Source organism: Paraburkholderia sp. GAS348 (genome assembly GCF_050434205.1).
Lineage (GTDB): Bacteria > Pseudomonadota > Gammaproteobacteria > Burkholderiales > Burkholderiaceae > Paraburkholderia.
Window position 1 is genome coordinate 288879 of the sequence record NZ_JBNPVT010000003.1, and the last position, 26422, is coordinate 315300.

The following is a 26422-nucleotide window of genomic DNA, read 5'->3' on the forward strand; positions in this document are numbered from 1 at the left end:
CTAAGTGAGCTCACGCATCGCTTTTCGGGCGGCAGGTGCATAATTCCCGTTCAGACGATGCATGCGAATCAAGCGATACTCGCTATTGCCGCCCGCCAGGGGAGTTGATCATGCAAGCAAAGAATGAAGAAGCCGTCACGCACCTGCTGAACGATGTCGTCGAGTTTGCACGCGGGCGCTTGCCGGAGCCGACCTTCAAAGTCGTCGAGCCTTTCCTGCGGCACTACTACGATTTCGTCGACGCCGACGATCTGCAGAGCCGCTCGATCGCCGATCTTTACGGCGCGGCGCTCGCGCACTGGCAAACCGCGCAGCGCTTCGTGCCAGGCAGCGAACGGCTGCGCGTCTACAACCCGATACTCGAACAGCACGGCTGGCATTCCGATCACACGGTGATCGAGATCGTCAACGACGACATGCCGTTTCTGGTCGATTCGGTCTCGATGGCGGTCAACCGCCTCGGACTCGCGCTGCATTCCGTCGTGCATCCGGTGTTTCGCATCTGGCGTGGGCCGGATGGCAGCATCGTGCGCGTGGGCCAAGGCGCGGAGGACGCAGCCGATACGCGCTCGCAGCTCGCCTCGTTCATTCACTTTGAAGTCGACCGTTGCGGCGACGCAGCGAAGCTCGACGCATTGCGTGACGAGATCGCCAGAGTGCTGCACGACGTGCGCGCCGCGGTGGAAGACTGGCCGAAGATCGTCGAACTCGCGCGTGTCACCGTCAAAGGCATGAAGGCCGGCGAGGCAGGGCCCGAAGGTGTCGAGGCTCGCGCGTTCCTCGAATGGATGGTGGCCGATCATTTCACGTTTCTCGGCCAGCGCGACTACGAACTGGTGCAGCACGATATCGGCTTTGGCCTGCGCGCGGTGCCCGGCTCCGGGCTCGGCATCCTGCGTGACGCGCCGCGTCCCGAGGGCGCGGCCGAAGTCACGCCGTTGCCACCGGCGGCCGCGGAGATCATCTCCGGCTCGTCGCCCATTTTCCTGACCAAGGCCAACTCGCGCGCGACGGTGCATCGGCCGGGCTATCTGGATTACGTCGGCATCAAGCTGACAGGGGCGGACGGCAAGGTGACCGGCGAGCGGCGCTTTATCGGCCTGTATACGTCTACGGCATATCTGGTGTCGGCCTCGGAGATTCCGATCGTGCGGCGCAAATGCGCGAACATCGTGCGGCGGGCCGGTTTCCTGCCGAAGGGCCATCTGGCCAAATCGCTAGTGACGGTGCTCGAAACCTATCCGCGCGACGAACTCTTTCAGGCCGAGGAAAACCAGCTCTACGATATCGCGCTGGGTGTGCTGCGTTTGCAGGAGCATCAGCGCACGCGCCTGTTCGTGCGGCGCGACCGGTTCGACCGCTTCGTGTCGTGCCTCGTATTCGTCCCGCGCGACAAGTACAACACCGATCTGCGGCAGCGCATTGCCAACCTGCTGGCCGATGCATTCAATGGCGAAAGTGTCGAATTCACGCCGCTGTTGTCCGAGTCGACCCTCGCGCGTATTCATTTCGTCGTGCATGCGAAGCCGGGCGGCATGCCCCGTGTCGATACGCGCGAACTCGAAGCGCGGCTCGTGCAGGTCACGCGCCGCTGGCAGGACGATCTCGCTGACGCATTGATCGACGCGTTCGGCGAGGAGCAGGGCAACCGTCTCTTGCAACACTATGCGGATTCGTTTCCCCCAGGCTATCGCGACGACTATCCGGCCCGCACCGCGGTGCGTGATATCGAGCTGATCGAGCGCGTGCAGGGCAGCGAGCGGCTCGCCATGAACCTGTACCGCCCGATCGAAGCAGGGCCGCGCGCGTTTCGTTTCAAGGTTTATCGTGCGGGCTTGCCCATTGCGTTGTCGCGCAGCTTGCCGATGCTCGAGCATCTCGGCGTGCGTGTCGATGAAGAGCGGCCTTATCTGATCGAAGCGCTCGACGCCACGCCTGCCTGGATTCACGACTTCGGCCTCGAACTCGCGGACGATGCGGAGTTCGATATCGAACGCGTGAAGGATCTTTTCGAAGATGCGTTCGAACAGGTGTGGACCGGCGGCATCGAAAGCGACGATTTCAACCGCCTCGTGCTGCGCGCGCAACTGAGCGCGCGCGAGGTGACGATTCTGCGTGCTTATGCCAAGTACCTGAGGCAAGTGGGTTCGACCTTCAGCGACGCGTATATCGAACGCGCGGTCACCGGCAATCCGGCGATCGCCCGCATGCTCGTGGAGTTGTTCATTGCGCGCTTCGATCCGGTGCTCGGCGATACGCGCGAGATCCGCGTCGCCAGCTTGTTGAAGACGATCGACAGCGCGCTCGATCAGGTGCCGAATCTCGACGAGGACCGGATACTCCGGCAATTCCTCGGCGTCATCAAGGCGACGCAACGCACGAATTACTATCGCTTCAATGCCGACGGCCATCCGAAGCCGTATCTGTCGTTCAAATTCGATCCCGCGCATGTGCCCGGTTTGCCTGAACCGAAACCGATGTTCGAAATCTGGGTGTACTCGCCGCGAGTGGAGGGTGTGCATTTGCGCGGCGGCCGTGTCGCGCGCGGCGGGCTGCGCTGGTCGGATCGGCGTGAGGACTTCCGCACGGAAGTGCTCGGCTTGATGAAGGCGCAGATGGTGAAGAACGTGGTGATCGTGCCGGTCGGCTCCAAAGGCGGTTTCGTCGTGAAGAATCCGCCGCCGCAGACCGAGCGCGACGCATGGATGCGTGAAGGCATCGCCTGCTATCAGACGTTCCTGCGCGGCCTGCTCGATTTGACCGACAACCTCGCCGGTACGGCAGTGGTGCCGCCGCCCGATGTGGTGCGGCATGATCCCGACGATCCCTATCTGGTGGTCGCCGCCGACAAGGGCACGGCCACCTTCTCCGACTACGCGAACGCGATTTCACAGGAATACGGCTTCTGGCTCGACGACGCCTTTGCGTCGGGCGGTTCGGTCGGCTATGACCACAAAAAAATGGCGATCACGGCGCGCGGCGCGTGGGAGTCGGTCAAGCGGCACTTCCGGGAAATGGGCGTCGATACGCAGGCGGCTGATTTCACCGTGGTGGGCGTCGGCGATATGTCGGGCGACGTGTTCGGCAATGGCATGCTGTTGTCGCCGCATATCAAGCTGGTGGCCGCGTTCGACCACCGGCATATTTTCCTCGATCCGAATCCCGATCCAGCGATAAGCCTTGCGGAACGTGGGCGCCTGTTCGTTCTCGACCGGTCGAGTTGGGCCGACTACGATCCGTCGCTGATCTCGGCCGGCGGGGGGGTGTTTCCCCGCACCGCCAAGACGATTCCGTTGTCTGCGGCGGTGCAGTCGGTACTTGGCATCAGCGCGCCGGCGCTCGCACCCGCTGAATTGATGCGCGCCATTCTGCAGGCGCCGGTCGATCTGCTCTACAACGGCGGCATCGGCACCTATGTGAAGGCGACCGGTGAAACGCATCTGCAGGTCGGCGACCGCGCCAATGATGCGATCCGCGTCAACGGCGCCGATCTGCACTGCAAAGTCGTCGCGGAAGGCGGCAATCTCGGCCTCACGCAACTCGGGCGTATTGAATTTGCGCAGCGCGGCGGCCGCATCAATACCGATGCGATCGACAACTCCGCCGGCGTCGACTGTTCGGACCACGAGGTCAACATCAAGATTCTGCTGGGGCTGGTCGTCTCCGACGGTGAAATGACTGAGAAACAGCGCAATGCACTGCTCGCGGAAATGACCGACGAAGTCGGCTTGCTCGTCTTGCAGGACAACTATTATCAGACCCAGGCGCTCTCGATTGCGGGCCGCTACGGCGTCGAATTGCTCGATGCCGAAGCGCGCCTGATGCGTTACCTGGAACGCGCGGGCCGCCTGAACCGCGTGATCGAGTTCTTGCCGACTGACGAAGAAGTCGCCGAACGCCAGGCGGCGAAACAAGGGCTGACCACGCCCGAGCGCGCGGTGCTGCTTGCCTATAGCAAGATGTGGCTGTACGACGCACTGCTCGAATCGTCGATGCCGGAAGACCCGCTCGTCAGCGACATGCTGATCGAATACTTTCCGAAGCCGTTGCGGCAGCGCTTTAGCGAACCGATGCAACGTCACCCTTTGCGGCGCGAAATCCTCGCAACGCATCTGACCAATGCGTTGGTGAATCGCGTGGGCTGCGAGTTCGTGCATCGCCTGATGGAAGAGACCGATGCGAAGCCCGGCGACATCGTGCGGGCCTGCATCATGGCGCGCGACGTGTTCGATCTCGACGACGTATGGCGCAGTATCGACGCGTTGGATAACCGTGTCGCCGACGATGTACAGGCGCGCATGTTCGTCGAAGTGGCGCGGCTCGTCGAACGCTCTGCGCTGTGGTTTCTGCGGCAGTTGCAATCGGGGGCGGTCAGCGACGGCGACGTCGCCGGCTTGCTTGCACGTTGTCGCGACGCGGCGCAACGCCTCGCGCCGCAATGGCCCGCGCTGCTGCCGGGCGCCGATCTCGACACGCTGTCCGAGCGGCAACGCGCGCTCGTGGACGCCGGTGTCGATAGCGAACTGGCGGTGCGAATCGCCAGCGGCGAGATCTCGGCGGCTTTGCTCGACATCGCCGAGGTGTCGTCGACCTGCGGGCGCAGTCTCGAACTCGTGGCTGGCGTCTACTTCGCGCTCGGTACGCTGCTGAACTACAGCTGGATCAGCGAGCGCGCGGCCGCACTGCCGGCGCCCACGCACTGGGACATGCTGGCGCGCGCGACGGCGCTGGCGGAACTCGCCCGCCTGAAACGTGCGCTGACCACGAGCGCGCTGGCCGACGCCGACGAGGCTTCGACGCCGGACCTATTGGTTCACGCGTGGCGCGAGAAGCGCACCGCGCAACTCGAGCGTTACGCGCGCCTGCTGGCCGATCTGCGGGCCACGGGCGGCGCGAGCCTGTCGATGCTGCTGGTGATCGTGCGGGAGATGGCTGCGCTCGAAAGGGCATAGCGCGAGGGACCGCGAGCGAAGGTAGAGGCACTGCATGCGTCACGGAACCCGGCACAAAACAGCGCCGGGGTTGGACGCATGCAGTCTGGCATGTCCATAATACGAACTATTGCCAACCGAAAGCGCTCTGTAAACTCCCGGACGCCCTCCACGACGATGAACGAAGAATCGCCGAAAGCCATTTTCTATGCGCTTGCCGCCAACCTCGGCATTGCCGTCTGCAAGTTCGCTGCTGCCACGTTTACCGGTTCCGGCTCGATGTTCGCCGAAGCCATTCACTCGACCGCCGACTGCGGTAACCAACTGCTGCTGCTATTCGGCTTGCGTGAAGCGCGCAAGCCCGCGAGCCCGTTGCATCCCATGGGCGGCGGCCGCGAGATCAATTTCTATTCGCTGCTGGTGGCGTTGCTGCTGTTCTTTGTCGGCGGCGCGTTTTCGGTGTACGAGGGCGTGCATCGTCTGTTTGCGCGCGAGCCTTTGCAGCATGCCTATGTGGCGCTCGTCGTACTCGGCGTTTCGGTGGTGCTCGAAGCGCTTTCGTTGTGGGGCGCGGTTAAGGAAATCCGCAAGACGCATCCCGACAAAAGCCTGTGGCGCTGGTTTCGCGAAACGCGCGAGTCCGAGCTGCTGGTGGTGGCCGGCGAGGACATTGCCGCGTTGGTGGGTCTTGCGATGGCCTTCGTCGCCGTGCTGCTGACGATGGTGACCGGTAATCCCGTCTACGACGCGTTGGGCTCGATCGGCGTTGGTTTGCTGCTGATGGTGATTGCGTGGCTGGTGGCGCGCGAAGTGAAGTCGATGATCGTCGGCGAATCGGCGGGCCCGGAAGTGCGTCGCGCGATCGAGTCGCATCTGCGCGCCCGGTCGGAGATTCGCAGCATCATCAACATGATTACGCTGCAGTGGGGCCGTCATGTAGTGGTGGCCGTGCAGGCCGAAATGATCGACTACGCGAGCGGCCGAGCGATGGTCGATGCGATCAACGTGATCGAAGCGGACCTGCAGGCGGCATTTCCGCAAGTGCGCTGGGTGTTTTTTGAACCGGATGTGCCGCGGGTTTGATGCATTGTCTGATACCGCGATACGTAGTGGAAAATAAATTCTTCGCATCTATACTTCATTCGGCTTGAAAGCAGCCCATTAGCCAATCTGCATCACAAGCAAAAGGAAGGATCACGATGCTGACGCGCGCACTCGGTGCAATCTCCGTCATTACCCTCGCGGCTTGCGCCGCCTTCACATCCGGCCCTGCCAGCGCGGACGGCAACGATGGCTTCTCGCAAGGCGACGGCGGCTCGCACGGGCAACCGGTCAAGGTGATGATCATTTCGATGTTCGGACCGGAGGGGCAAGTGTGGCTCGATCGGCTTGGGCCATGGCGCGAGATTGCGGTCGAAGGTTTATCGCCCGACTACCCGACGGTTCATTGCAATAAGCAGGACGTGTGTGTCATGACCACTGGCATGGGGCATAGCAACGCTGCCGCGTCGATCATGGCGTTGACCTTCTCGCCGCGCTTCGATTTGCGGCATACGTACTTTATGGTGGCGGGTATTGCCGGGATCGATCCGCAGCAGGGCACGGTCGGGTCTGCCGCGTGGGCGAAGTATCTCGTCGATTTTGGAATTCAGTGGGAGATCGATGGGCGGGAGATTCCGGCCGGCTGGAATACCGGCTACCTTGGAATCAACACCAGGAGCCCTGCGGATAAGCCGCCGCTCGACTATCGGACGGAGGTGTTTCAGTTGAATACCCAGTTGGCCGATACTGCGTTTGCTTTGTCCCGTAGAGTTGTGCTGTCCGATAACGCTCAGGCGCAGGCTGCGCGGGCCAAGTATTCGTATGCGCCTGCGAATCGGCCACCTACTGTCATTCAATGCGATACGTTGGCAGGGGATACCTGGTGGTCAGGGACGCTGCTTGGGCAGCGGGCTCGGGATTGGACCAGAATCTTGACGGAGGGCAACGGTGTCTATTGCACTACGCAGCAGGAGGATAACGCTACGTATGAGGCGCTTAAGCGCGCGGCCTCCGTGCATAAGGTCGATTTGAATCGCGTTGCCGTGCTGCGGGCTGGGTCTGATTTTGATCGGCCATACGATGGGCAGACTAGTGCGGATAATCTGCTTGACTATGCTGCGCAAGGGGGTTTTACGATTGCTATTGAGAACCTGTACAGGTCGGGGAATCCGCTTGTGCAGGAAATTGTTGCCCATTGGGGCGAGTGGCGGGAGGGGGTGCCGAAGAAGTAGATTTTTTGCCTTTGGCAGCGCTTGTTTGTCTGTGTTTTTATGGCACAAGCGCACAGAAAAAAACGCCGCGCAGACAAGCAAAAAAAGACCAACCCAGCAGGCATACAGAAAAACCGCGCGCCGCGCAGGCAAAAAAACAAACCGAACCTTTATCGCTGCGGCGCCCGATAAGGCGTCCACACCGGCGCATCCATATCCCAATGATCAAGTTCAGACGGTGTCATAACATGCTCCTTCGTAAAGAGTGAAAAAATCCCACCGCGATGAAAATTTCTTTTGGAAACCGAATCATCGCGGCGTATTCGCCTTACTGCCCGTTGGCGACGCGGGTGACGTCACCGCCGGTGCCTTCCTGCAATGCAATCCGCGCAGCCTGCGTCTGACCAATCAGACCTTTATTCGGATACGACGTACGATTCAGCGCAGGCAGCGAACCATCGCGATACGCCGCGACCAATTCGGCATTCACCTCTGCACGGGTCTTGCCGCCCACAGTCGGCGTCGGTTGCGTTTCGTATGTGCCTGCACGGCCAATGCCGCCGCCGTTGCTTTGAGCGAACACCGGTGCGCTGGCAAGCAGCGAAAGAACCAGACCTGCTAAGAGTTTGCGTTTCATGATTCACTCCTGTCGATTCATTGGCAGCGCAAGCAGCGCTGCGACAGGGTGAAATGTAGACTTCGAAGCGGTGTGGATAAATCGCACTTTCGCGAAATGAATTGTCGCGATTCTGGAACAATCGCGGCAACGCGCGTGTCACCCGGTTACTGTCGGGCAACCGCGGCATTAGAGCCGCGGTTGAAATTCACTGTTCCAGATTTTGTACTTCAAATAACCCGCGTTAAGCAACCCACTCCGTTATCACCGGCGTATCGAGCATTGGAGCAGATTCGCGTTCTTCGAAAGTACGCTTCGTGCACGTCGCGTCCAGACCGCCGCGTCCGCTCAGCAACGGGCAGCGGTCAAACAGCTCGGCAATCCAGTCTACGAAAACGCGGACTTTAGGCGACAGATGCCGACTGTGCGGATAAACCGCGGAAATCGGCATCGGCAAAGGCTTCAGCTCCGGCAGCACTTCAACCAGCTGGCCCGAACGCAGATGCGGCAGCACCATGAAGAGCGCCGGCTGAATCAGGCCAAAGCCTTCCAGTCCGCAAGTTACGTAGGCATCGGCGTCGTTCACCGACACAATGCCCTTCATCTTTACTTCGATCTCTTTGCCATCAACCATGAAGGCCCAATCGATCGTGCGCCCCGTGCGGCTCGAAAAGTAATTGACTGCTTTGTGATTGTCGAGGTCGTCGAGCGAAGCCGGCATGCCCGCGCGCTCGATGTAGCCGGGGGCCGCGCATGTCACGCCCTCGAACAAACCGATACGCCGCGCTACCAGCGAAGAATCCTGTAGCGCACCCACACGCACCACGCAATCCACGCCTTCCTGCAGCAGATCGACGGGCCGGTCCGTCAATCCGAGCTGCAGGTCGATGTCCGGGTAACGCGTGTGGAATTCGCACAGCGAAGGAATCACCAGCAAGCGCCCGATCGATCCCGGCATGTCGATGCGCAGCTTGCCGTGTGGTTTCTTATTGCCGCTCTGGAAGCTGGCCTCGGTCTCTTCGACGTCCGCAAGGATGCGCACGCAGCGCTCGTAATACGCAGCACCGTCCGGCGTCAGCGACAAACGCCGCGTGGTCCGGTGCATCAGACGCGTGCCGAGGAACGCTTCGAGGTTCTGAATGATGGTGGTAACCGATGCGCGCGGCAGGTCGAGCGTTTCCGCCGCACGGGTAAAGCTGTTGGTGTCGACGACGCGCGTGAACACTTGCATGGCCTGAAGCCGGTCCATTGCAAACCTCCTAAAAGGGGCCGGCGCTCCAGGCAGGGTTCGAATCTGCAGCGAATCCACAGAGTAATCCCGTCCGATTGTTCGGGGACGCCGAATTGTGTTGCCGGATTATAGGCATTTATTTAGGAATCTGCCGAACCCACAATTCGCACCATTGAAGTTCTATGCGCATTGCGCGGCTCGACATGGATGCATTTAAACCGCCGTACGCCTTTGTGCCCGCCGGCAGCGGCCCGGCACAGGCCAACAGCACGGCACTCGAGATCACTGACGTGCAGATCGAAGGGCACGCACAGGACATTACGCTGCGTTTGTACCGGCCGTCACAGAAAACCGCACTGCCGGTACTGCTTTATTTCCACGGCGGCGGTTTTACCAAGGGCTCGATCGATCAGGCCGACTACGCCGCGCGTTATTTCGCAGAACACTTACCGGCTTTGGTCGTTTCGGTCGGTTATTCGCTGGCGCCGCAATTTCCGTTTCCGGCGGCGCCTGAAGACGCACATCGCGCGGCGCTGTGGGTGCGGACAAGAGCACGCGCGTTTGGCGGGAATAGCAAGAAGATCGCCGTGGCGGGCCACGATGCGGGCGGGCAGTTGGCCAATTGCCTCGCTTTCATCGCGCGCGATCGCGGCGACGTGCGCATCGCCGCGCAGGCGCTGTTCGGGCCGATGCTCGATCCGAGCCTCACGCGTCTGGGGGACGAGCAGCGCTTAGGTTCGGACATCACCGCGAAGGAATGCGCGGCGTGTTATCGCGCGTATCTGCCGCAAGCGTCGCAACGCATGCATCCGTATGCCGCGCCGCTCGAATCGTCACGCCTCGCGGGGCTGCCGGCCACGCTGATCGTGACGGCGCAAAACGACGTGCTGCATGTGGAAGCGGAGAAGTACGCGAGCAGTCTGATCGACGCGGGTGTGCTGACCCTCGTGGTCCGCTGTCCCAGCATCTCGCACGCCGCGTTGGCCGACCATCCGCCCGCCTTGCAGGAAGCGGTGCGATTTTTTCAGTGGCGCTTCGACGCGCGCGCTCATCGCTGAGACACAAACAAATAAGCAGAACTTTAATCAACGATACCGGGAGCTTCTCATGACTATCCTTCCTCTTTCCCGTCGCCGTGTGGCGATTGCCGCGCTAGCCGTCATCGTCGTGGCCGGGCTGGGCACGTTCGGCGCGATTCGTGTCGACGCGAGCTCGCCCGCTGCGCCCACCATCGTGCCGGAAGTCGATGTGGCCACCGTGGTGCAAAAGACCATCACCGACTGGCAAAGCTATTCGGGCCGCCTCGAAGCGGTCGAAAAAGTGGACGTCCGCTCGCAGGTGCCGGGCACGATCGTGTCCGTCAACTTCAAGGACGGCGCGCTCGTGAAGAAGGGCGACACGCTGTTCGTGATCGATCCGCGTCCGTACGCAGCCGAAGTCGATCGCGCCGAAGCGCAACTCGCGGCGGCGCAAGCGCGGACGGGCTACACGCAAAGCGATTGGGAACGCGCGCAACGCCTGATCACCGACAACGCGATCGCCAGGCGCGATTACGACGAGAAGCAGAACGCCGCGCGCGAAGCGAGCGCCAACCTGAAGGCCGCGCAAGCCGCCGTCGAAACCGCACGCATCAATCTCGGCTACACGAAGATCGTCGCGCCGGTGTCGGGCCGCGTCTCGCGTGCGGAAATCACGGTGGGCAATGTGGTGTCGGCGGGCGCAAGCTCGGCGCCCCTAACCACGCTGGTGTCGGTTTCGCCGATCTATGCATCGTTCGACGTCGACGAACAAACCTACCTGCAATACCTGAGCCGCGCGAAGGATGGCAGCAAGGTGCCGGTGGGTCTGGGTCTGGCGGATGAAAGCGGCTACTCGCGCAGCGGCACGATCGAATCCGTCGACAACCGGCTGGATACGTCGTCCGGCACGATCCGGGTGCGCGCGCGCTTCGACAACCAGGATGGGGCATTGATCCCAGGCCTGTATGCACGCGTGAAGGTCGGCGGCAGCGAGCCGCATCCCGCACTGCTGATCGACGACGCCGCGGTGGGCACCGATCAGGACAAGAAGTTCGTGCTGGTGCTCGACCAGAGCAACCACGTCGTGTACCGGGAAATCGCGGTGGGCGACATGCAGGGCAACCTGCGCGTCGTCAAGGGCGGTTTGCAGGCGACCGACCGGATCGTCGTGAACGGTATCCAGCGCGTGCGTCCGGGCGATGCAGTACGCGCTCACATGGTGCCGATGAGCGCCGATCAGGATCCGAACAGCGCGCCGCTCGCGCAGACACGAGCGAAACCAGCGGACAAGAATTCGTGAGCCTCGTGCGCCGCGCTTATCCGGTCTTGGTACCTGGCCGTAGCTGGCACATGCTCCAACGTTAAGAGCTTCCCATGAACATATCCAAATTCTTCATCGATCGACCGATCTTTGCCGGCGTGCTCTCGGTATTGATCCTGCTGGGGGGCATCATTGCGCTCTTCAAGCTGCCGATTTCGGAGTACCCGGAAGTCGTGCCGCCTTCGGTGGTGGTGCACGCGCAATATCCGGGCGCCAATCCGAAAGTGATCGCCGAGGCCGTCGCCGCGCCGCTCGAAGAGCAGATCAACGGCGTCGAGAACATGCTGTACATGCAGTCGCAAGCCAATAGCGACGGCAATCTCACGCTGACGGTGACTTTCAAGCTCGGCACCAATCCGGACCTTGCGACGCAACTGGTGCAGAACCGCGTCAACCAGGCGCTGCCGCGCTTGCCGGAAGACGTGCAGCGCCTCGGCATCACGACCATCAAGAGTTCGCCCACGCTGACAATGGTGGTCCACCTGATCTCGCCGAACAACCGCTACGACATGACGTATCTGCGCAACTACGCGCTGCTCAACGTCAAGGACCGGCTGGCGCGGATTCAGGGCGTCGGCGAAGTACAGTTGTGGGGTTCGGGCGACTACTCGATGCGCATCTGGCTCGATCCGCAGAAGGTCGCACAGCGCGGTTTGACGGCGACCGAAGTGGTCAACGCAATCCGCGAGCAGAACATTCAGGTGGCAGCCGGTGTGATCGGCGCATCGCCTTCGGTGCCGGGCACGCAATTGCAGTTGTCGGTGAATGCGCGTGGCCGTTTGAAGACTGAGGGCGAATTCGGTGACATCATCGTCAAAACCGCGCCGGACGGCGGCGTGACGTACCTGCGTGATATCGCGCGTATCGAACTGGCGGCGTCGGAATACGGCCTGCGTTCGCTGCTCGACAACAAGCCGGCGGTTGCGCTCGCCATCAATCAGGCGCCGGGGGCGAACTCGCTGGCGATTTCCGATCAGGTTCGTACAACGATGAAAGAGCTGGCGGAAGACATGCCGCCGGGCGTCGAATACAAGATCGTCTATGACCCGACACAGTTCGTGCGCGCGAGTATCGAAGCGGTGATCCACACGCTGCTCGAAGCGATTGCGCTGGTGGTGATCGTGGTGATCGTGTTCCTGCAGACGTGGCGTGCGTCGATCATTCCGTTGATTGCGGTACCGGTGTCGATCGTCGGAACGTTCTCGTTGCTGCTTGCGTTCGGCTTCTCGATCAATGCGTTGTCATTGTTTGGGATGGTGCTGGCCATCGGGATCGTGGTGGACGATGCGATCGTGGTGGTGGAGAACGTCGAACGGAACATCGAAAACGGACTCAGTGCGCGCGATGCGACCTATAAGGCCATGCAGGAAGTGAGTGGGCCGATTATCGCCATCGCGCTGACGCTGGTCGCCGTGTTCGTGCCGCTCGCTTTCATGACCGGCTTGACGGGCCAGTTCTACAAGCAGTTCGCGATGACCATCGCGATCTCGACGGTGATCTCGGCATTCAATTCGCTGACCTTGTCGCCGGCTTTGTCCGCGATGCTGTTGCGTGGCCATGGCGCCAAGGAAGACTTCCTGACGCGGGTGATGAATCGCGTGCTGGGCCGCTTCTTCAGGGGCTTCAACAAGGTGTTCCAGCGCGGCTCGACGGAATATGGCCGCGGCGTGACGGGCGTGCTGCGCCGTAAGGGCGCGATGCTCGCGGTCTACGCGATCCTGCTGGGCGCAACGGTGCTGATCTCGCGTGTCGTGCCGGGTGGCTTCGTGCCGGCGCAAGACAAGGAGTATCTGATCGCGTTTGCGCAACTGCCGAACGGTGCATCGCTGGATCGCACGGAAAAAGTGATCCGCGACATGAGCGCGATTGCGCTGAAGCAGCCGGGCGTTGAAAGCGCGGTGGCATTCCCGGGTTTGTCGGTGAACGGTTTCACCAATAGCTCGAGCGCCGGCATCGTGTTTGTGACGTTGAAGCCTTTCAAGGAACGCGGCAGCAAGAAGCTCTCGGCCGGTGCGATTGCCGGCGCGTTGAACCAGCAGTACGGCGCGATCAAGGATTCGTTCGTCGCGGTGTTCCCACCGCCGCCCGTTCTCGGCCTCGGTACGTTGGGCGGCTTCAAGATGCAGTTGGAGGACCACGGCGCGGTCGGCTATGCGGAGTTGAACAAGGCGGCGGAAGCGTTCGTGAAAAAAGCAGCGCAAACGCCTGAACTTGGACCGACGTTCTCGAGCTACCAGATCAATGTGCCGCAACTGAACGTCGATCTGGATCGCGTGAAGGCCAAGCAACTCGGCGTGCCGGTCACGGACGTGTTCAACACGATGCAGATCTATCTGGGCTCGCTGTATGTCAACGACTTCAACCGCTTCGGCCGTGTGTATCAGGTGCGGGTGCAGGCAGATGCGCCGTTCCGTCAACGTGCGGACGACATCCTGCAACTGAAGACACGCAATGCTGCGGGCGACATGGTGCCTTTGTCGTCGCTGGTGACGGTGACGCCTACATACGGTCCGGAAATGGTGGTGCGTTACAACGGCTATACGGCTGCCGACATCAATGGTGGTCCGGCGCCGGGCTACTCGTCGGGCCAGGCGCAAGCCGCGGCCGAACGCGTGGCGGCCGAAATCTTGCCGCACGGTGTGAAGCTCGAATGGACCGACCTGACGTATCAGCAAATCATCGCCGGCAACGCGGGCTTGTGGGTGTTCCCAATCAGCGTGCTGCTCGTGTTTCTCGTGCTGGCCGCGTTGTACGAAAGCCTGACCCTGCCGCTCGCGGTGATCCTGATCGTGCCGATGAGCGTGCTGTCCGCGCTCACCGGTGTGTGGCTCACGGGTGGCGACAACAACATCTTCACGCAAATCGGTTTGATGGTGCTGGTGGGGCTGTCCGCGAAGAACGCGATTCTGATCGTCGAGTTCGCCCGGGAGTTGGAGCATGACGGGCGTACGCCGCTGGCGGCGGCGATCGAGGCGAGCCGCTTGCGTCTGCGTCCCATTCTGATGACGTCGATCGCTTTCATCATGGGTGTGGTGCCGCTGGTGATCTCGAGCGGTGCGGGTTCGGAGATGCGTCACGCGATGGGTATCGCGGTGTTCTTCGGCATGCTCGGCGTGACGCTGTTCGGCCTGATGCTGACCCCCGTGTTCTATGTGGTGCTGCGTTCGTTGGCGGGCGGGACGATTCACGTCGCGCAGAAAGACGCACCGCACCTTGGGGCGCCGGTGACGGACGCCTGAGGAGAAAACAATAATGAAGCGTTTTGAATCTTTAAGCGGGTGGGGCGGAGCGGCTACCAGCGGCTTGCTGGTGGCGCTGCTTGCAGCCTGCTCCGTGGAGCCCACGTATAAGCGGCCGGAGGTGGATACGCCGGTTGTGTTCAAGGAAGCGCCTGCTGCTGCGTCGGGTGCGTCGGCTACATCGGCTACGTCCGCCGCATCGCCGCAGGACACGGGCACCTGGAAGCAGGCTCAACCCGCGGACGACGCGCATCGCGGCGCATGGTGGACGGTTTTCGGCGACCCGCAGCTCAATGCGCTGGAAGAGCAGGCTGCTGCTGCGAATCAGGACCTGAAGGCGGCCGCGGCGCGTGTGCGACAGGCGCGCGCGGTGACCCAGGCGGCGAAATCGGACTGGTTCCCTAAGCTCGACGGGGGCTTTGGGCCGACGCGCGAACGTGCGTCGGCGGCCTCGCAATTCCAGCCGGATAGCGCGGGCGGCACGACGGGCACGATCTGGCGCGCCCAGGTGGGCGCGTCGTATGAGACCGATCTGTTCGGGCGAGTCGGGTCGAATGTGAATGCGACGCGTGCCGACGAGCAGCAAACCGAGGCACTGTTCCGATCGGTGCAGTTGTCGCTGCAGGCTGACGTCGCGCAGAACTACTTCCAGTTGCGCGAGCTCGACACGGATCAGGACCTGTACCGCCGTACCGTGGCGTTGCGCGAGGACACGCTGAAACTGGTCGAGCGCCGTTTCAGGGAAGGCGATATCGGCGAGCTGGATGTTTCTCGCGCTCGCAACGAACTGGCGAGTGCGCGTGCGGATGCAGTGGGCGTGGCGCGTCAGCGCGCGGCCTCCGAGCATAGCCTTGCAATTCTGCTCGGCAAGCCGCCGGCGGACTTCTCGTTCGCGGAAGCGCCGCTCGTGCCGGTGACGGTGCGCGTGCCGCCAGGTTTGCCTTCGGCGCTGCTCGAACGTCGGCCGGACATTTCGGCGGCAGAGCGGGCGATGATGGCGGCGAATGCGCGGGTCGGCCTGGCGAAGTCGGCGTTTTTCCCGAAGCTCGACATCACGGGCGCGCTTGGGTTCGAGTCGGCGACGCTCGGCGATCTGTTCATGTGGTCGAGCCGTGCGTTCATTCTCGGGCCGTTTGCCGGTACCGCGTTGACCGTGCCGCTGTTCGACGGCGGCCGTCGCAAGGCAAACCTCGCGCAGGCTCGCTCGAAGTACGACGAGGATGTGGCCCAGTATCGTCAGCAGGTGCTCGTGGCGTTCCGTGAGGTCGAGGACAATCTGGCCGATCTGCGTTTGCTCGACGATCAGATTCGCGAGCAGAACGATGCGGTCGTGGCCTCGCAACGTGCGGCGCATCTGTCGCGCACGCAGTACACGGAAGGCGCGGTCAGTTATCTGGATGTGATCGACGGCGAGCGGCAGGTGCTGACTTCGCAATTGCAGGCGAGTCACCTGTCGGGCACGCAGGCGGTGGCGACCGTGAATCTGATTCGCGCGCTGGGCGGCGGCTGGGGCGATGTGAAGCCTGCGGGCGATGAGGCGGTGGGGGCGGTTGCGCCGGCTTCGGGTGCGGCTCGGGCTTCTGCTGATGCAACTGCTTCTGTGCCGGTGGATCAGGTCGCGACGCGCTAGGGTTTGCTTTTAGCTGGTTGGCTGGTGAAGAACGCCGGGTTGCGCAAAAGCGCGGCCCGGGTTTTTTTGGGCGGACCTTTTTCCTGGGTGCTTCGGTTCGAATCAGGCTGGACCGGCCCTCATCGATTCAACTCAACTCAGGCGGCTTGCGCAATCTGCGCTGCTTCGAGCGCTTCCTGGCGAGCGGCGGCGGCCTTCTTGGTCTTGCCGGCGCGCGACGGCGGCTGGCAGGCGCCACACACCACGTTGTGTTGCAGGTCGTGCTTGTGCGCGACGAACTTGCCGGTGCAACGGCAGCATTTGGTCAGCTGCAGGATGTTGGCGTCGAAGAAACGCACCAGCGTCCATGCACGAGTCAGATCCAGCACCGGTTCGGTTTCGCTGTGCTGGCAATGTTCCAGATACAGCCGATACCCTTTGGTCAGCGCATCCAGGTGCGAGCAACGTGCTTCGTTCTTCAGGAACAGGTACGTGTTGTAGAACAACGACGCGTGGATGTTCGCCAGCCATGTCATGTACCAATCCGCCGAGAACGGCAGCATGCCCTTGGGCGGCGATACACCTTTGACCTCGCGGTACAGGCGGATCATGCGGTCGCGCGAAAGCGTCAACTCGCTTTCTAGCACCTGCATGCGCGCGCCAAGTTCAATCAGCGCGATGGCACGGAATACTTCTTGTGCGTCTTCCGTCAGGCTACGCTTGAGCATCGCGGTCACCTCGATTAAGCAAACTGCTCAGCGGGCTGGCCTGCAAGCAGGATCGCCGCGTGAGTTGGTGCAACTGCTGCATGCTTCGTCGTTTGTGTCAACGCCGACAACATGGCGTGGTCGTTGAAGCGGAAGAAGCATAAAAGCTGATCGGAAGCGGCCAGCTTGACGATCTGCGCGAGCGACAGCCCGGCAAGCAAATCAGCCAGTTCCGACGACAGTCCCAGCCGGAACATGCCGACCGGTTTGTCCTCACGCAACATACGTTGCGCGAGCATGATGTAAGACAAGTTAATCTCGCGGATTGAATCCAGCGTCTCGCTGCTACGGTCCATTTTCTGTGTTTCCGAAGCCCCGAATTACTCTGTCGGCATTTTTTGCCGTTATGTCTTTTGTGCCTCGCCGGAAACGTTGTCCTCCGGCTACATGTCACCACCTGATACAGATAGCGACTCTTTGATACATAGCGTTACATCTCGTAACAGCTTGGGACGAATTGTATGAAGGGTAAAACAAGAAATCAATCCCTTCTAAAAAAAATATCCCGAAAAGATACGTCAAATTTCGGTAACTATTTCATGGTCCTGTAATAGAGGGTGCTTAGCAGATTTTTTGTCGCCTGTGAATTTTGTCTGATCCATGAAAACCCTTGTGTGGTGGGATATAGAGTCTTTCATCTGAACAATGATGGGTGCCCGGTCGAGAACCGGAAAATCAGTATGGAATCGGAAAGGAAATAGAAAGCGGAGCCGATTAAAAGTAATAAATACCGCTCACTTGCACGGCTGTGGGGGACAAATCAGAGGTGTAACAGATCGATGTGGCCCCGGTTACAAATGAGGCGGCATTTGTAACTTCTAGCAACGTTTGCGCGGACCCGTTCGACTTCGAGTACGAACGCCGGGCGCAGGCGGGTGCCGAGTACGTTGCGCGAAGGCGGCGACCAGCCACAGCCAGCCGCGTAAGCTGTCTGACACGATGCCGCTGAAATAGGCTCCGATGTTACAACCGTAGGCCAGACGGGCTCTGCAGCCGAGCATCAGGCTGCCGGCCAGCGCCGTAATCAGCGAGCGGACCGGCATCTTCCAGAGCGATGCGTAACGATCGGTGCGCGCTGCGCCGCGGGCCGCACGCCCTGAGGGCAGGATTGGTCACCGATAGCTGTTCCATGAAGCGCGCCATCAGATCGGCGTCGTGAAACACGCCGTTGACGTTCAACGCGCCGATCTCGCAGCCATATTTGCGAAAGCCAAGCGACTCATAGAGTTTGCGTGCCGCCTCGTTCCGGCTACCCACCATCAACTGGATTTGCCGCAGGCCTTCTATTTGCGCCGCTCGCGCCAGCAACTCGTCAAGCAACCCGCGCCCGACCCCACGGCCCGCAGCTTCCGGAGCGACATACATGCCGACGACGGAGGCCTTGTGCCGTTCCTTGTCGCGCTGGCTGCGCAGTAATCCGACCACGCCGATCAACGGCGCATTGGCTGATGCGAAAGCGCCGAGCAAAAAGTCGCCTTCGGCTGCGCGCGCGCCTTGCAACATTGCGTCATGTCGCGCGGCGCCTTTGGCCACTGCTTCCTCGTAGCTTTGACCGAACGACTCCGGATGTGCCTTCAGTCCGCGCAGACGAAGCTGGAAGTAGGCGTCGCGGTCGGCCGGACCGAGTTGGCGGATCAGTGGGGCGCTGTTGATCAAATGGGTCTCTCTGTGTGGTTCGAATGGCGCTGCAGACTGTAACAACGCAGTGTTCGATGATGCCCTGCGTTCTGCGTTCTGCGTTCTGCCTTCTGCCTTCTGCAGTTCTGCAGTTCGGCGGTCCTGCTATGGCTTCACGGCTTCAGCCTTTTGCCCCTCTGCGCGTTGGCTTTCGGCGAACTCGCGCAAGGCCGCTGCGGTTTGCTGATCGGCGGGAAAGAACGCTTCAATGGCAAGTTCCGACAGTGTCACATCCGCCGGTGTGCCGAATACCGTGGTCGTGCTGAAGAACGATAGCTCGCCGATCGGCGTGCGCAGCCGCAGCGGCACGGCGACTTGATGACTTGCGGTGTCGTCGTGGCCGGCCACTTCCGCGCCGGGCGGAGCAGGATACGCGGCTAGCTCGTCGCGCAATGCGCTCAACGTGCCGTCACCACTTACGTCGATTTGCCGCTGGAGTCGGGACAGCGCGTGCGCACGCCAGGCATGCCAATTGACGATCGACGCTGCGATGCCGTCCGGATGCAAGCTCAGTCGCATCGCATTGACCGGCGGTTTCAGCAGTTCCGGGCTTGCGCCCGCGAGCAGCGGCGCGAGCGCATTGTTCGCTGCAACGATGGTCCAGTGGCGGTCGATCGCGAGTGCCGGATACGGCTCGTGACCTTTGAGCACCAACTCGACTGCCTCGCGCGCAGCGGCCAGCTGCGGATCCGTCAAGGGACGTTCGCGGAACAGCGGCGCATAACCCGCCGCGATCAGCAGTGCATTGCGCGCACGCAGTGGCACGTCGAGCCGCTCGGCGAGGTGCATGACCATTTCCCGGCTGGGCACTGCACGGCCTGATTCGACGAAGCTCAGATGTCGCGTTGAAATATCGGCTTCGGCGGCGAGCAATAACTGGCTCATTCTTCGCCGTTGCCGCCATTCGCGCAGCAGATCGCCGACCGTGCGGCTTGCCGTCGGCCCGTTCGACGGGATGGTTTGCGCAAGAGAGAGTGTGTTCATACTGCCGATGATAGCCAAAGCGCGGTAGCGATCCATTACCTGGCGGGTAATGGAATACCCCGGAATACCCCGGAGCACCCGAGAAAGCGTAGGAGCGCCCACGAATACGCAGCCCATTCAGAGCGTTGCCCCAAGCGACAACGAGGCAAGCGCGAATCAGGCGTGCGCCACACCTTCCGGCACGGCGTTGAGTTTGACGCCCAGCGCCCGAAGCAGTTTGAACACCGTATCCATGCGCGGTTTGGAGCCCGGCGCGAGTGTTTTATAGAGGCTTTCGCGCCCGAGCCCGGCGTCAGCCGCGACCTTCGCGATGCCGCGTGCTTTTGCGATGTCGGCGATCGCGGCGAGGAGGAGGTCGGCGTCGCCTTCTTCCAGTGCAGCGTTGAGATATTCAGCGATCATTTCCTCGCTATCGAGGTAGTGCGATGCGTCGAACCGTGCGGTTTTGACTTTGCTCATGACAGTTCCTTTCTGATTGCTGCCCACATTGATTTGGCATGCTTGATGTCGGCCGGCTGCGTGGACTTGTCGCCACCGCAGAGCAGCAGGTACACCATGCGCCCTTCGCGCGCGAAGTAGACCCGATAGCCGGGACCGCAATCGATGCGCATCTCGGACACACCGTCTTCCAGCAGCTTTACGTCGCCGAAATGACCTCGCTCCGCACGCCGGACCCGCACCAGGATTTTTGCCCTCGCTCTTAAGTCTGCGAGGCCGGCAAGCCAGCTGTCGAATTCCTCGGTGCGGTTGACCGTGTACACAGGCGGTGAACCGATCTGCTGATGAGTGTATCCTTCTAGATACGATCTTGCAAGTGTAAAAACCATATTGAAAAAGCGGCTCGTGTCCGCACCCGTTCAGTTCGTCACATGCCGCGCGTCAACGTTGCGCGGCCCCCATTTGCCCCACGAGGTTAGCGGCTGACGCAGCGCGTGACGATTCGGCCGGATGGCCAATCCGGCGGGAAACAGGGCGCAGTTTTTCATCTCGATGCATCCGGATGCTTACCTCTCACGTAATCGACGCGCTGCGCTCGAGCCGCCAATCTTCACTCCGAGCCCGCCGCATACAACGTGTCTGCCGAGCGTAGTGCTCAGTCATGCCAATCAAGGAGTCTGAGATGAATGCGCATACCGATCTGATCGACCGTTATTTCGACGCATGGAATGAAACCGATGCAGCGCGCCGCCGCGAACTGATCGCCGCGACGTGGGCCGCCGATGCCGACTATCGCGATCCGTTGCTGGCTGGCGTGGGCCATGACGGCATCGACGCGATGATCCGTGCGGTGCATGAGCGCTTCCCGCACCACACGTTTCACCGCACGACCGAGGTCGACGGCTTTGCGAACCGGCTGCGCTTTTCGTGGGCACTCACCACGCCGGCAGGTGAAGCGATCGTCAAGGGTTCCGACTTCGGCGTGCTCGACGCACGCGGCCGCCTGCAGGCGGTGACCGGCTTCCTCGACCAGGTGCCTGCCGCCAGCTGACAACTCGCAACTCGCAGTTTTTCACGGAGACGATCATGCACGAGTCCGTTGTTTCTACGACTGCTGGTACCGTCCTCACGTTCGCGCGTCTGTCGGGCGCCGTCGACGCGCTTTCCAGCGCGATCGCCGGCTTCGCGCTGCTGGCTGGCACGCGCGCGTTCACCTTCACTGCGTTGCTGGCCTGACGCGAACCGGTGGTGGGTGGCGCGGGACTCGTGCTGCTCGCGTTGGTCGGATGGCTGCGGTGGCAATGCCGCCAGAAAGCCGCTTGCCGCACCGTGTGGAAAAGCAGATTGACGATGAGCCGCCGGCAACGGACGGTGCGCGACCGTCTTGCTACAATCGATCGCGATGTGCGACAGGGACAAACCGTTCGAACCTCGGCGGCCAGCCGTCAACCAGACCTCAAGGAGACACCGTGCTGAAGAATCTGGACCCGCTGCTGAATGCCGATGTGCTGCATGCACTACGCTCGATGGGGCATGGCGACGAACTGGTGGTTTGCGACGCCAACTTCCCGGGCGCGTCCGTCGCGCAGGAGACGGTGTTGGGCAAGCTGCTGCGCCTCGATGGCGTGAACGCACCGCGCGCGATTCGCGCGATTCTGTCGGTGATGCCGCTGGATACATTCATCGAGCGGCCTGCGTCGCGGATGGAAGTGGTGGGCGAGCCGAATACGATTCCGGCGGTTCAGCGCGAAGCGCAGATCGAGATCAATGCGGCGGAAGGGCGCGAGGTGCCGTTTGCTTCGGTCGAACGTTTCGCATTCTATGAGCGGGCGCGCAAAGCCTATTGCGTGATCGCTACCGGCGAAGAGCGCGGTTACGGCTGCTTCGTTTTTACAAAGGGTGTTTTGCTCGCGCCGGATGCGCCGCAGCAATAGTCCCTCACCACGGTGGCGAAACCCATGAGCTTCTCTCATCCTCGCGCATAAGCACGGCGGCGATACCGGCCGTGCCGTGCAGAATCGGACATGCGCCGAGTGCTCGGTCGCCTTTTTCCTTCCCTTGAGACCGCGCGAGCTGCGCCCTTCACATCGGCCGGCGCTTGGAAAAGGCGGGCAACGCACCTATTCTCAGATGCAAAGTGGGGAACTGCGGCCACCTGGCCGGGTCTGCTGCTTATTCATTACAGGAGCCCCCCATGACGCGTCCCGTCGATTCCGGCGTCATCCTCATTGCGCGTATCGCTCTTGCCGTGCTGTTTTTGTGGGGCGGCGTGATGAAATTGCTGGGTTATGCGGGCTTGGTCGGCTATCTGCATTCGAAGGGGGTGCCGTTCGTCCAGGTCGCCGCACCGATTGCAACAGTGGTCGAAGCACTCGGCGGTCTGCTGCTGATCGTCGGCTTCAAGGTACGGCCGCTCGCACTCATCATGGCCGTCTACACCGTGGCAACCGCGGTGCTGGGCCATGACTTCTGGAACGTTGCCGATCCCGCTTTGCAACGCGATATGGTGATCCACTTCTGGAAGAACATGGGTATCGCCGGTGGTTTCCTGCTGTTGTTCGTGACCGGAGCGGGCCGTATCAGTATCGACGGCGCGCGCGCGCCACGCGGTGGGCTGAATCTCTGATCACGCTGTTGAAGTAGTCTGTGCAGGTCGTTTTTTGACTCTGGCTGCAATCAAGGGAGCAAATAATGATTCAAAGTTTTGAGCAAACCATTGGTGGCAAGGTCACTCAGTTGTGCGCAAGTCTCGGTGAAGGGCCTACGCCGCATCGCGTCATCATCAGCCTTGCCGATTCGGCGAAAACATTGGTGGTTCTGGATGCATCCGGCCTCATTGGCACGATCAAGGCCGAAATCGAACAGCCGGAAAAGCTGATCGCCGACGCGATCGCCAAGGCGCAAAACGAAGGGCTGATCGAGCGCGCGATTGACACCGGCACGATTCAGGAAGCGCCGCTGTAAGCCGTGCGGTGACAGCGTGAGTTGAGTTGCAGCGTGCACTGCTAGTGCCGACTCGCCGGTTCGTGCCTGGCAAATCGATGAGGCGATCAGCGCGATTCACGAACTTGCCCGGGGCCAGTCTTGTGCGGCCTGGAGGCAGACGCGTGCGGTTCCGGATGTACAAGGCAGCCCATGACGCCGGCGACCACTAGCAGACCGAGCGAGATCGCCGTCGCGGCTTGCAACCCCGAGACGATCTGCGTGGCGGCTGCGCCGCTCGCCAACGCGCCGAAGGCGGCTACACCCACCGCGCCGCCTGCTTGCCGGGCGGTATTGAGTACGGCGGACGCGGTGCCTGCGCGCTGCGCTTCGACGGAGGCCAGCACGGCGGTTGTCATCGCTGGGACCGCGAGACCCATCCCCGAGGGAATGAGCAGGAACGGCAACAGCAAACCGACGAGCGGCGTAGACGCGTCGAGGAGATGCAGCAGGCTATAGCCGAGCCCCGCAGTGATCGCACCGGCGATCATCGGCACGCGCACGCCGAAGCGCCCGACCACCCATCCGCTCGCCACGTTCGAGAGCAGAAAGCCGCCGGTCAACGGCAGGAAAGCGAGGCCCGCCTGCAGCGGTGTATAGCCGCGTACGCGCTGCAAATACAGGCTCAGCACGAACACCATGCCGTAGTACGTCAGATTCACGCAGATGCCGAACAGCACCGCCGCATTGAAGGTGCGCTTGCTGAATAGCGAGAGCGGCAGCATCGGTGCCGCGACACGCGATTCCACGGCGATAAAAGCGGCGGTCGCGATTAGCGCGAGTATGAAACCGCCGGCTACCAGCGGATGGCTCAGCCCCAGCGGCCGCATTTCGATCACAGCGGCGACGAAGGCGGTGAGCGCGACGATCGCAAGGGACTGACCGCTCAGATCGATACCAGTCGTGGTCGGAGCCGCTCCTTGCGCGCTTTTCTGCGCGAATTCAGGCTGCGGCACCCACACCAACGTCGCCACCAAACCGGCTATGCAAATCGGCAGATTGACGAGAAAGATACTGCGCCAGCCGAACGCCGCAATCAGCAGACCGCCAAGCACCGGGCCGGCCGCGATCGAAATCGCGCCGGCGGCGGTCCACAGCCCGACAGCACGCGCCCGGAGCTTCGGGTCGTGACCGTACGACTGATTGAGCAGCGCCAGCGAGTTCGGCAGCATGGCGGCCGCGCCGATGCCCTGCACCGCGCGCGCCGCGACCAGCATAGCGGCATCGAGCGCCAATCCGCAGGCGAGTGAGGCGAGCGCGAACAGCACGATACCTGCCGCGAACATGCGCCGTGTGCCGAGCCGGTCGCCGAGTGCGCCCGCCGACAGCATCAGCACGGCGAACGCGAGCGTGTATGCGTCGACGACCCATTGCAGCCCCGCGACATTCGCATGCAGGTCCGCACCGATCTTCGGCAGCGCGATGTTGACGATGGTCACATCGAGTTGCGTGACGACGAAGCCGACGCTGACGGTCGCGAGAATGCGGCCAAGGGTGGGCGAATGGGAGTAGTTTGGCGTTTTCATGTGATACATCGTAGGTCCGATGCAGCGCACGATGTTTCGGGCTGACGTGAAGTGTGAATGTCGCCGAAACTGCCGGAAAGGCGGGGCATGGAGCCGATGGAACAACGGCGCACCACGCGTGCGCCGTTGCGGAACAGCTCGCTTAGCGCGCTTGCGGCGCGTTTTTGATCAACAGCGTAGTCAATGCCCCGACAATGCAGATCGCGCCGACATAGAGCGGCGCGGCCATCGGGTTCGACTTCATCATCAGCGAAACGGCGATCGGCGTAAGACCGCCGAACACCGCATACGCGACGTTATACGAGAACGAGATGCCCGAGAATCGCACGGCGGCTGGAAACGCCTTGACCAGCACGAACGGAATCGCGCCGATCACGCCGACGAAAAGGCCGGCCACGGCATACAGCGGCACGAGCGCCGACGTATCGACAGCGAGCTGCTGGAACATTACGTAGTACGTCACCGCCAGCGCAAGGCCGCCGATGAAAATCGTGCGCCCCGCGCCGATCCGGCCGGCGATCGAACCCGCCATCACGCAGCCGATCGTCAGGCACAGCGTCGCCACGCAGTTCGCCAGCAGCGCGGTGGCCGGCGCGATATGAAACTGCTTCTGCAGCAGCGTCGGCGTCATCAGAATGACCACGACGATCGCGGCCGACAGCATCCACGTGAGCAGCATCGACACGATCACGGCGCGGCCGTGGTCGCGCAACACGGCCTTGAGCGGCACTTCCGCGGCGATCGCCTTGCGTTGCTTGAGCTCGGCGAACACCGGCGTCTCATGCAGCCAGCGGCGCAGATAAACCGAGAACATGCCGAACACGCCGCCCACCAGGAACGGAATGCGCCACGCGTAAGCGGAGATTTCCGCGGGCGCGAAGTCGCGGTTTACCGCCGACGCGATCAGCGAGCCGAGCAGAATGCCCGCCGTGAGCCCGGCCGTCAGCGTGCCGCATGCATAGCCGACGTGCCGCTGCGGCACGTGTTCCGAGACGAACACCCATGCGCCCGGCACTTCGCCGCCGACCGCCGCACCCTGCATCACGCGGAACAGCAGCAGCAATACCGGCGCCATCACGCCGATGCTGGCGTAGGTGGGCAGCAGACCCATCATCAGCGTCGGCACCGACATCAGCAGCACGCTCAGCGTGAACATGCGCTTGCGGCCGAACAGATCGCCGAAGTGCGCCATGATGATGCCGCCGAGCGGCCGTGCCAGATAGCCTGCCGCGAAGATGCCGAAAGTCTGTACTTGACGCAGCCAGTCCGGCATCGCGGCGGGGAAGAACAACTGGCCGATCGCCGGCGCAAAGAATACGAAGATGATGAAGTCGTAGAACTCCAGTGCCCCGCCGAGCGCGGCGAGGCCGAGCGTCTTGTAATCGCTTCGCCCAAGAGGGCGTGGGGTGACAGCCTGTGCTCCACCCAGATTTGTCGCTTGCATTGCTTGTGTCTTGTCTTGAATTGGGAGCCACACGTAGCGCGTGGAAATAGGGCGGTCGTCGGGCGAGAAGTGTGGCAAGCGCTGGGTAGAGCACGGGACACCGGCGCGCCGGCCCGGGTAGGGCAAGCGCGATGACGACTAGGGCCAGACCGGGATTTTACAGGATGAAAGTCGTGCCTTTCGGGAAGTACTTAATTAGATTGGAAAAAGTTCCCGAAGACGTGCCTTTTCGGCGGCGAGCAGGGCCGCGAGGTTTGCGCGTCGTGCGAGCCGCAGCTCTCGAGTGTAGGAATGCTGCGCGCACCTGTCGGAGCGGGGTGATTGGTGCGTAAATTAGGAATGCTCCTATGGGATGACTTGGGCGTCTCTCTGAGAATCGCGTCCGA

At 61.9% G+C, this 26422-nt stretch carries 21 protein-coding genes and 2 pseudogenes; 12 read left to right on the top strand and 11 right to left on the bottom strand.

The genetic code is table 11. The annotated features are described in order from the left end of the window. Positions 1–110 precede the first annotated feature (110 nt). From P3T22_RS06765 to P3T22_RS06775, 3 genes are all read left to right on the top strand, one after another. Entirely contained in the window at positions 111–4952 is a 4842-nt protein-coding gene (locus P3T22_RS06765; RefSeq protein WP_063499847.1) for an NAD-glutamate dehydrogenase, read from the top strand. A gap of 156 nt (positions 4953–5108) precedes the next feature. Continuing rightward, entirely contained in the window at positions 5109–6014 is a 906-nt protein-coding gene (locus tag P3T22_RS06770) for a cation diffusion facilitator family transporter (protein WP_063499846.1), read from the top strand. A 116-nt stretch (positions 6015–6130) separates the two neighbouring features. Next, positions 6131–7204 (top strand): purine-nucleoside phosphorylase, encoded by a 1074-nt coding sequence (locus P3T22_RS06775; protein WP_063499845.1) that lies wholly within the window; start codon positions 6131–6133, stop codon positions 7202–7204. A 307-nt stretch (positions 7205–7511) separates the two neighbouring features. Here the strand turns inward: P3T22_RS06775 and P3T22_RS06780 are convergent, their stop codons facing one another. Next, positions 7512–7820, bottom strand: a complete 309-nt coding sequence (locus P3T22_RS06780) for a DUF4148 domain-containing protein (protein ID WP_063499844.1) — start codon at positions 7818–7820, stop codon at positions 7512–7514. A 223-nt stretch (positions 7821–8043) separates the two neighbouring features. Then, a complete protein-coding gene (locus P3T22_RS06785) occupies positions 8044–9048 on the bottom strand; it encodes a LysR family transcriptional regulator (protein ID WP_063499843.1) in 1005 nt (334 codons plus the stop codon). Between the two features lie 185 nt (positions 9049–9233). Here P3T22_RS06785 and P3T22_RS06790 point away from each other — a divergent pair, with 185 nt between their 5' ends. The 4 genes from P3T22_RS06790 (at position 9234) to P3T22_RS06805 (ending at position 16239) form a co-directional block, all read left to right on the top strand. Next, positions 9234–10088: an alpha/beta hydrolase gene (locus tag P3T22_RS06790; RefSeq protein WP_063500824.1), complete on the top strand. Its 855-nt coding sequence runs from the start codon at positions 9234–9236 to the stop codon at positions 10086–10088. A 49-nt stretch (positions 10089–10137) separates the two neighbouring features. Continuing rightward, positions 10138–11349 (top strand): efflux RND transporter periplasmic adaptor subunit, encoded by a 1212-nt coding sequence (locus P3T22_RS06795; RefSeq protein ID WP_063499842.1) that lies wholly within the window; start codon positions 10138–10140, stop codon positions 11347–11349. A gap of 74 nt (positions 11350–11423) precedes the next feature. Beyond that, complete coding sequence (locus P3T22_RS06800; RefSeq protein WP_429324576.1) at positions 11424–14609, top strand: efflux RND transporter permease subunit; 3186 nt, start codon at positions 11424–11426, stop codon at positions 14607–14609. A gap of 13 nt (positions 14610–14622) precedes the next feature. Further along, positions 14623–16239, top strand: a complete 1617-nt coding sequence (locus P3T22_RS06805; RefSeq protein WP_429324577.1) for an efflux transporter outer membrane subunit — start codon at positions 14623–14625, stop codon at positions 16237–16239. Between the two features lie 137 nt (positions 16240–16376). Here the strand turns inward: P3T22_RS06805 and flhC are convergent, their stop codons facing one another. The 7 genes and pseudogenes from flhC to P3T22_RS06840 all read right to left on the bottom strand — a co-directional run bounded on the left by flhC (position 16377) and on the right by P3T22_RS06840 (position 20473). Next, positions 16377–16946 carry a flagellar transcriptional regulator FlhC gene (gene flhC / locus P3T22_RS06810; protein WP_028194931.1) on the bottom strand — a complete coding sequence of 190 codons (570 nt, stop codon included), beginning with the start codon at positions 16944–16946 and terminating at the stop codon, positions 16377–16379. Between the two features lie 14 nt (positions 16947–16960). Further along, positions 16961–17281, bottom strand: coding sequence for a flagellar transcriptional regulator FlhD (gene flhD / locus P3T22_RS06815; protein ID WP_035558891.1), 321 nt, complete (start codon positions 17279–17281; stop codon positions 16961–16963). Between the two features lie 464 nt (positions 17282–17745). Next, positions 17746–18064, bottom strand: a pseudogene (locus tag P3T22_RS06820) (YeeE/YedE thiosulfate transporter family protein); the annotation flags it as partial. 49 nt (positions 18065–18113) lie between these two features. Then, a pseudogene (locus P3T22_RS06825) lies at positions 18114–18641 on the bottom strand (GNAT family N-acetyltransferase); the annotation flags it as partial. A gap of 126 nt (positions 18642–18767) precedes the next feature. Next, positions 18768–19682: a helix-turn-helix domain-containing protein gene (locus P3T22_RS06830; protein ID WP_429324578.1), complete on the bottom strand. Its 915-nt coding sequence runs from the start codon at positions 19680–19682 to the stop codon at positions 18768–18770. A 120-nt stretch (positions 19683–19802) separates the two neighbouring features. Next, positions 19803–20105, bottom strand: coding sequence for an addiction module antidote protein (locus tag P3T22_RS06835; protein ID WP_063499837.1), 303 nt, complete (start codon positions 20103–20105; stop codon positions 19803–19805). Next, positions 20102–20473, bottom strand: coding sequence for a type II toxin-antitoxin system RelE/ParE family toxin (locus P3T22_RS06840; protein ID WP_429324579.1), 372 nt, complete (start codon positions 20471–20473; stop codon positions 20102–20104). Before P3T22_RS06840 ends, P3T22_RS06835 begins: the two co-directional genes overlap by 4 nt. A 293-nt stretch (positions 20474–20766) precedes the next feature. On the opposite strand from P3T22_RS06840, the gene P3T22_RS06845 reads away from it, so the two are divergent. The 5 genes from P3T22_RS06845 to P3T22_RS06865 all read left to right on the top strand — a co-directional run bounded on the left by P3T22_RS06845 (position 20767) and on the right by P3T22_RS06865 (position 23048). After that, positions 20767–21135 carry a nuclear transport factor 2 family protein gene (locus P3T22_RS06845; RefSeq protein WP_063499835.1) on the top strand — a complete coding sequence of 123 codons (369 nt, stop codon included), beginning with the start codon at positions 20767–20769 and terminating at the stop codon, positions 21133–21135. 35 nt (positions 21136–21170) lie between these two features. Continuing rightward, positions 21171–21320, top strand: coding sequence for a hypothetical protein (locus P3T22_RS06850; RefSeq protein WP_429324580.1), 150 nt, complete (start codon positions 21171–21173; stop codon positions 21318–21320). A gap of 233 nt (positions 21321–21553) precedes the next feature. After that, on the top strand, positions 21554–22018 hold the full coding sequence (locus tag P3T22_RS06855) for an RbsD/FucU family protein (RefSeq protein WP_424103801.1): 465 nt from the start codon (positions 21554–21556) through the stop codon (positions 22016–22018). Between the two features lie 260 nt (positions 22019–22278). After that, positions 22279–22710: a DoxX family protein gene (locus P3T22_RS06860; RefSeq protein WP_063499833.1), complete on the top strand. Its 432-nt coding sequence runs from the start codon at positions 22279–22281 to the stop codon at positions 22708–22710. A gap of 65 nt (positions 22711–22775) precedes the next feature. Next, entirely contained in the window at positions 22776–23048 is a 273-nt protein-coding gene (locus P3T22_RS06865; protein ID WP_063499832.1) for a hypothetical protein, read from the top strand. A gap of 86 nt (positions 23049–23134) precedes the next feature. On the opposite strand, the gene P3T22_RS06870 is transcribed toward P3T22_RS06865, so the two are convergent. Together P3T22_RS06870 and P3T22_RS06875 are read right to left on the bottom strand one after the other, a co-directional pair. Next, entirely contained in the window at positions 23135–24601 is a 1467-nt protein-coding gene (locus P3T22_RS06870) for an MFS transporter (protein WP_429324581.1), read from the bottom strand. Between the two features lie 133 nt (positions 24602–24734). Continuing rightward, on the bottom strand, positions 24735–26036 hold the full coding sequence (locus P3T22_RS06875; RefSeq protein ID WP_429324582.1) for an MFS transporter: 1302 nt from the start codon (positions 26034–26036) through the stop codon (positions 24735–24737). Between the last annotated feature and the right edge of the window lie 386 nt (positions 26037–26422).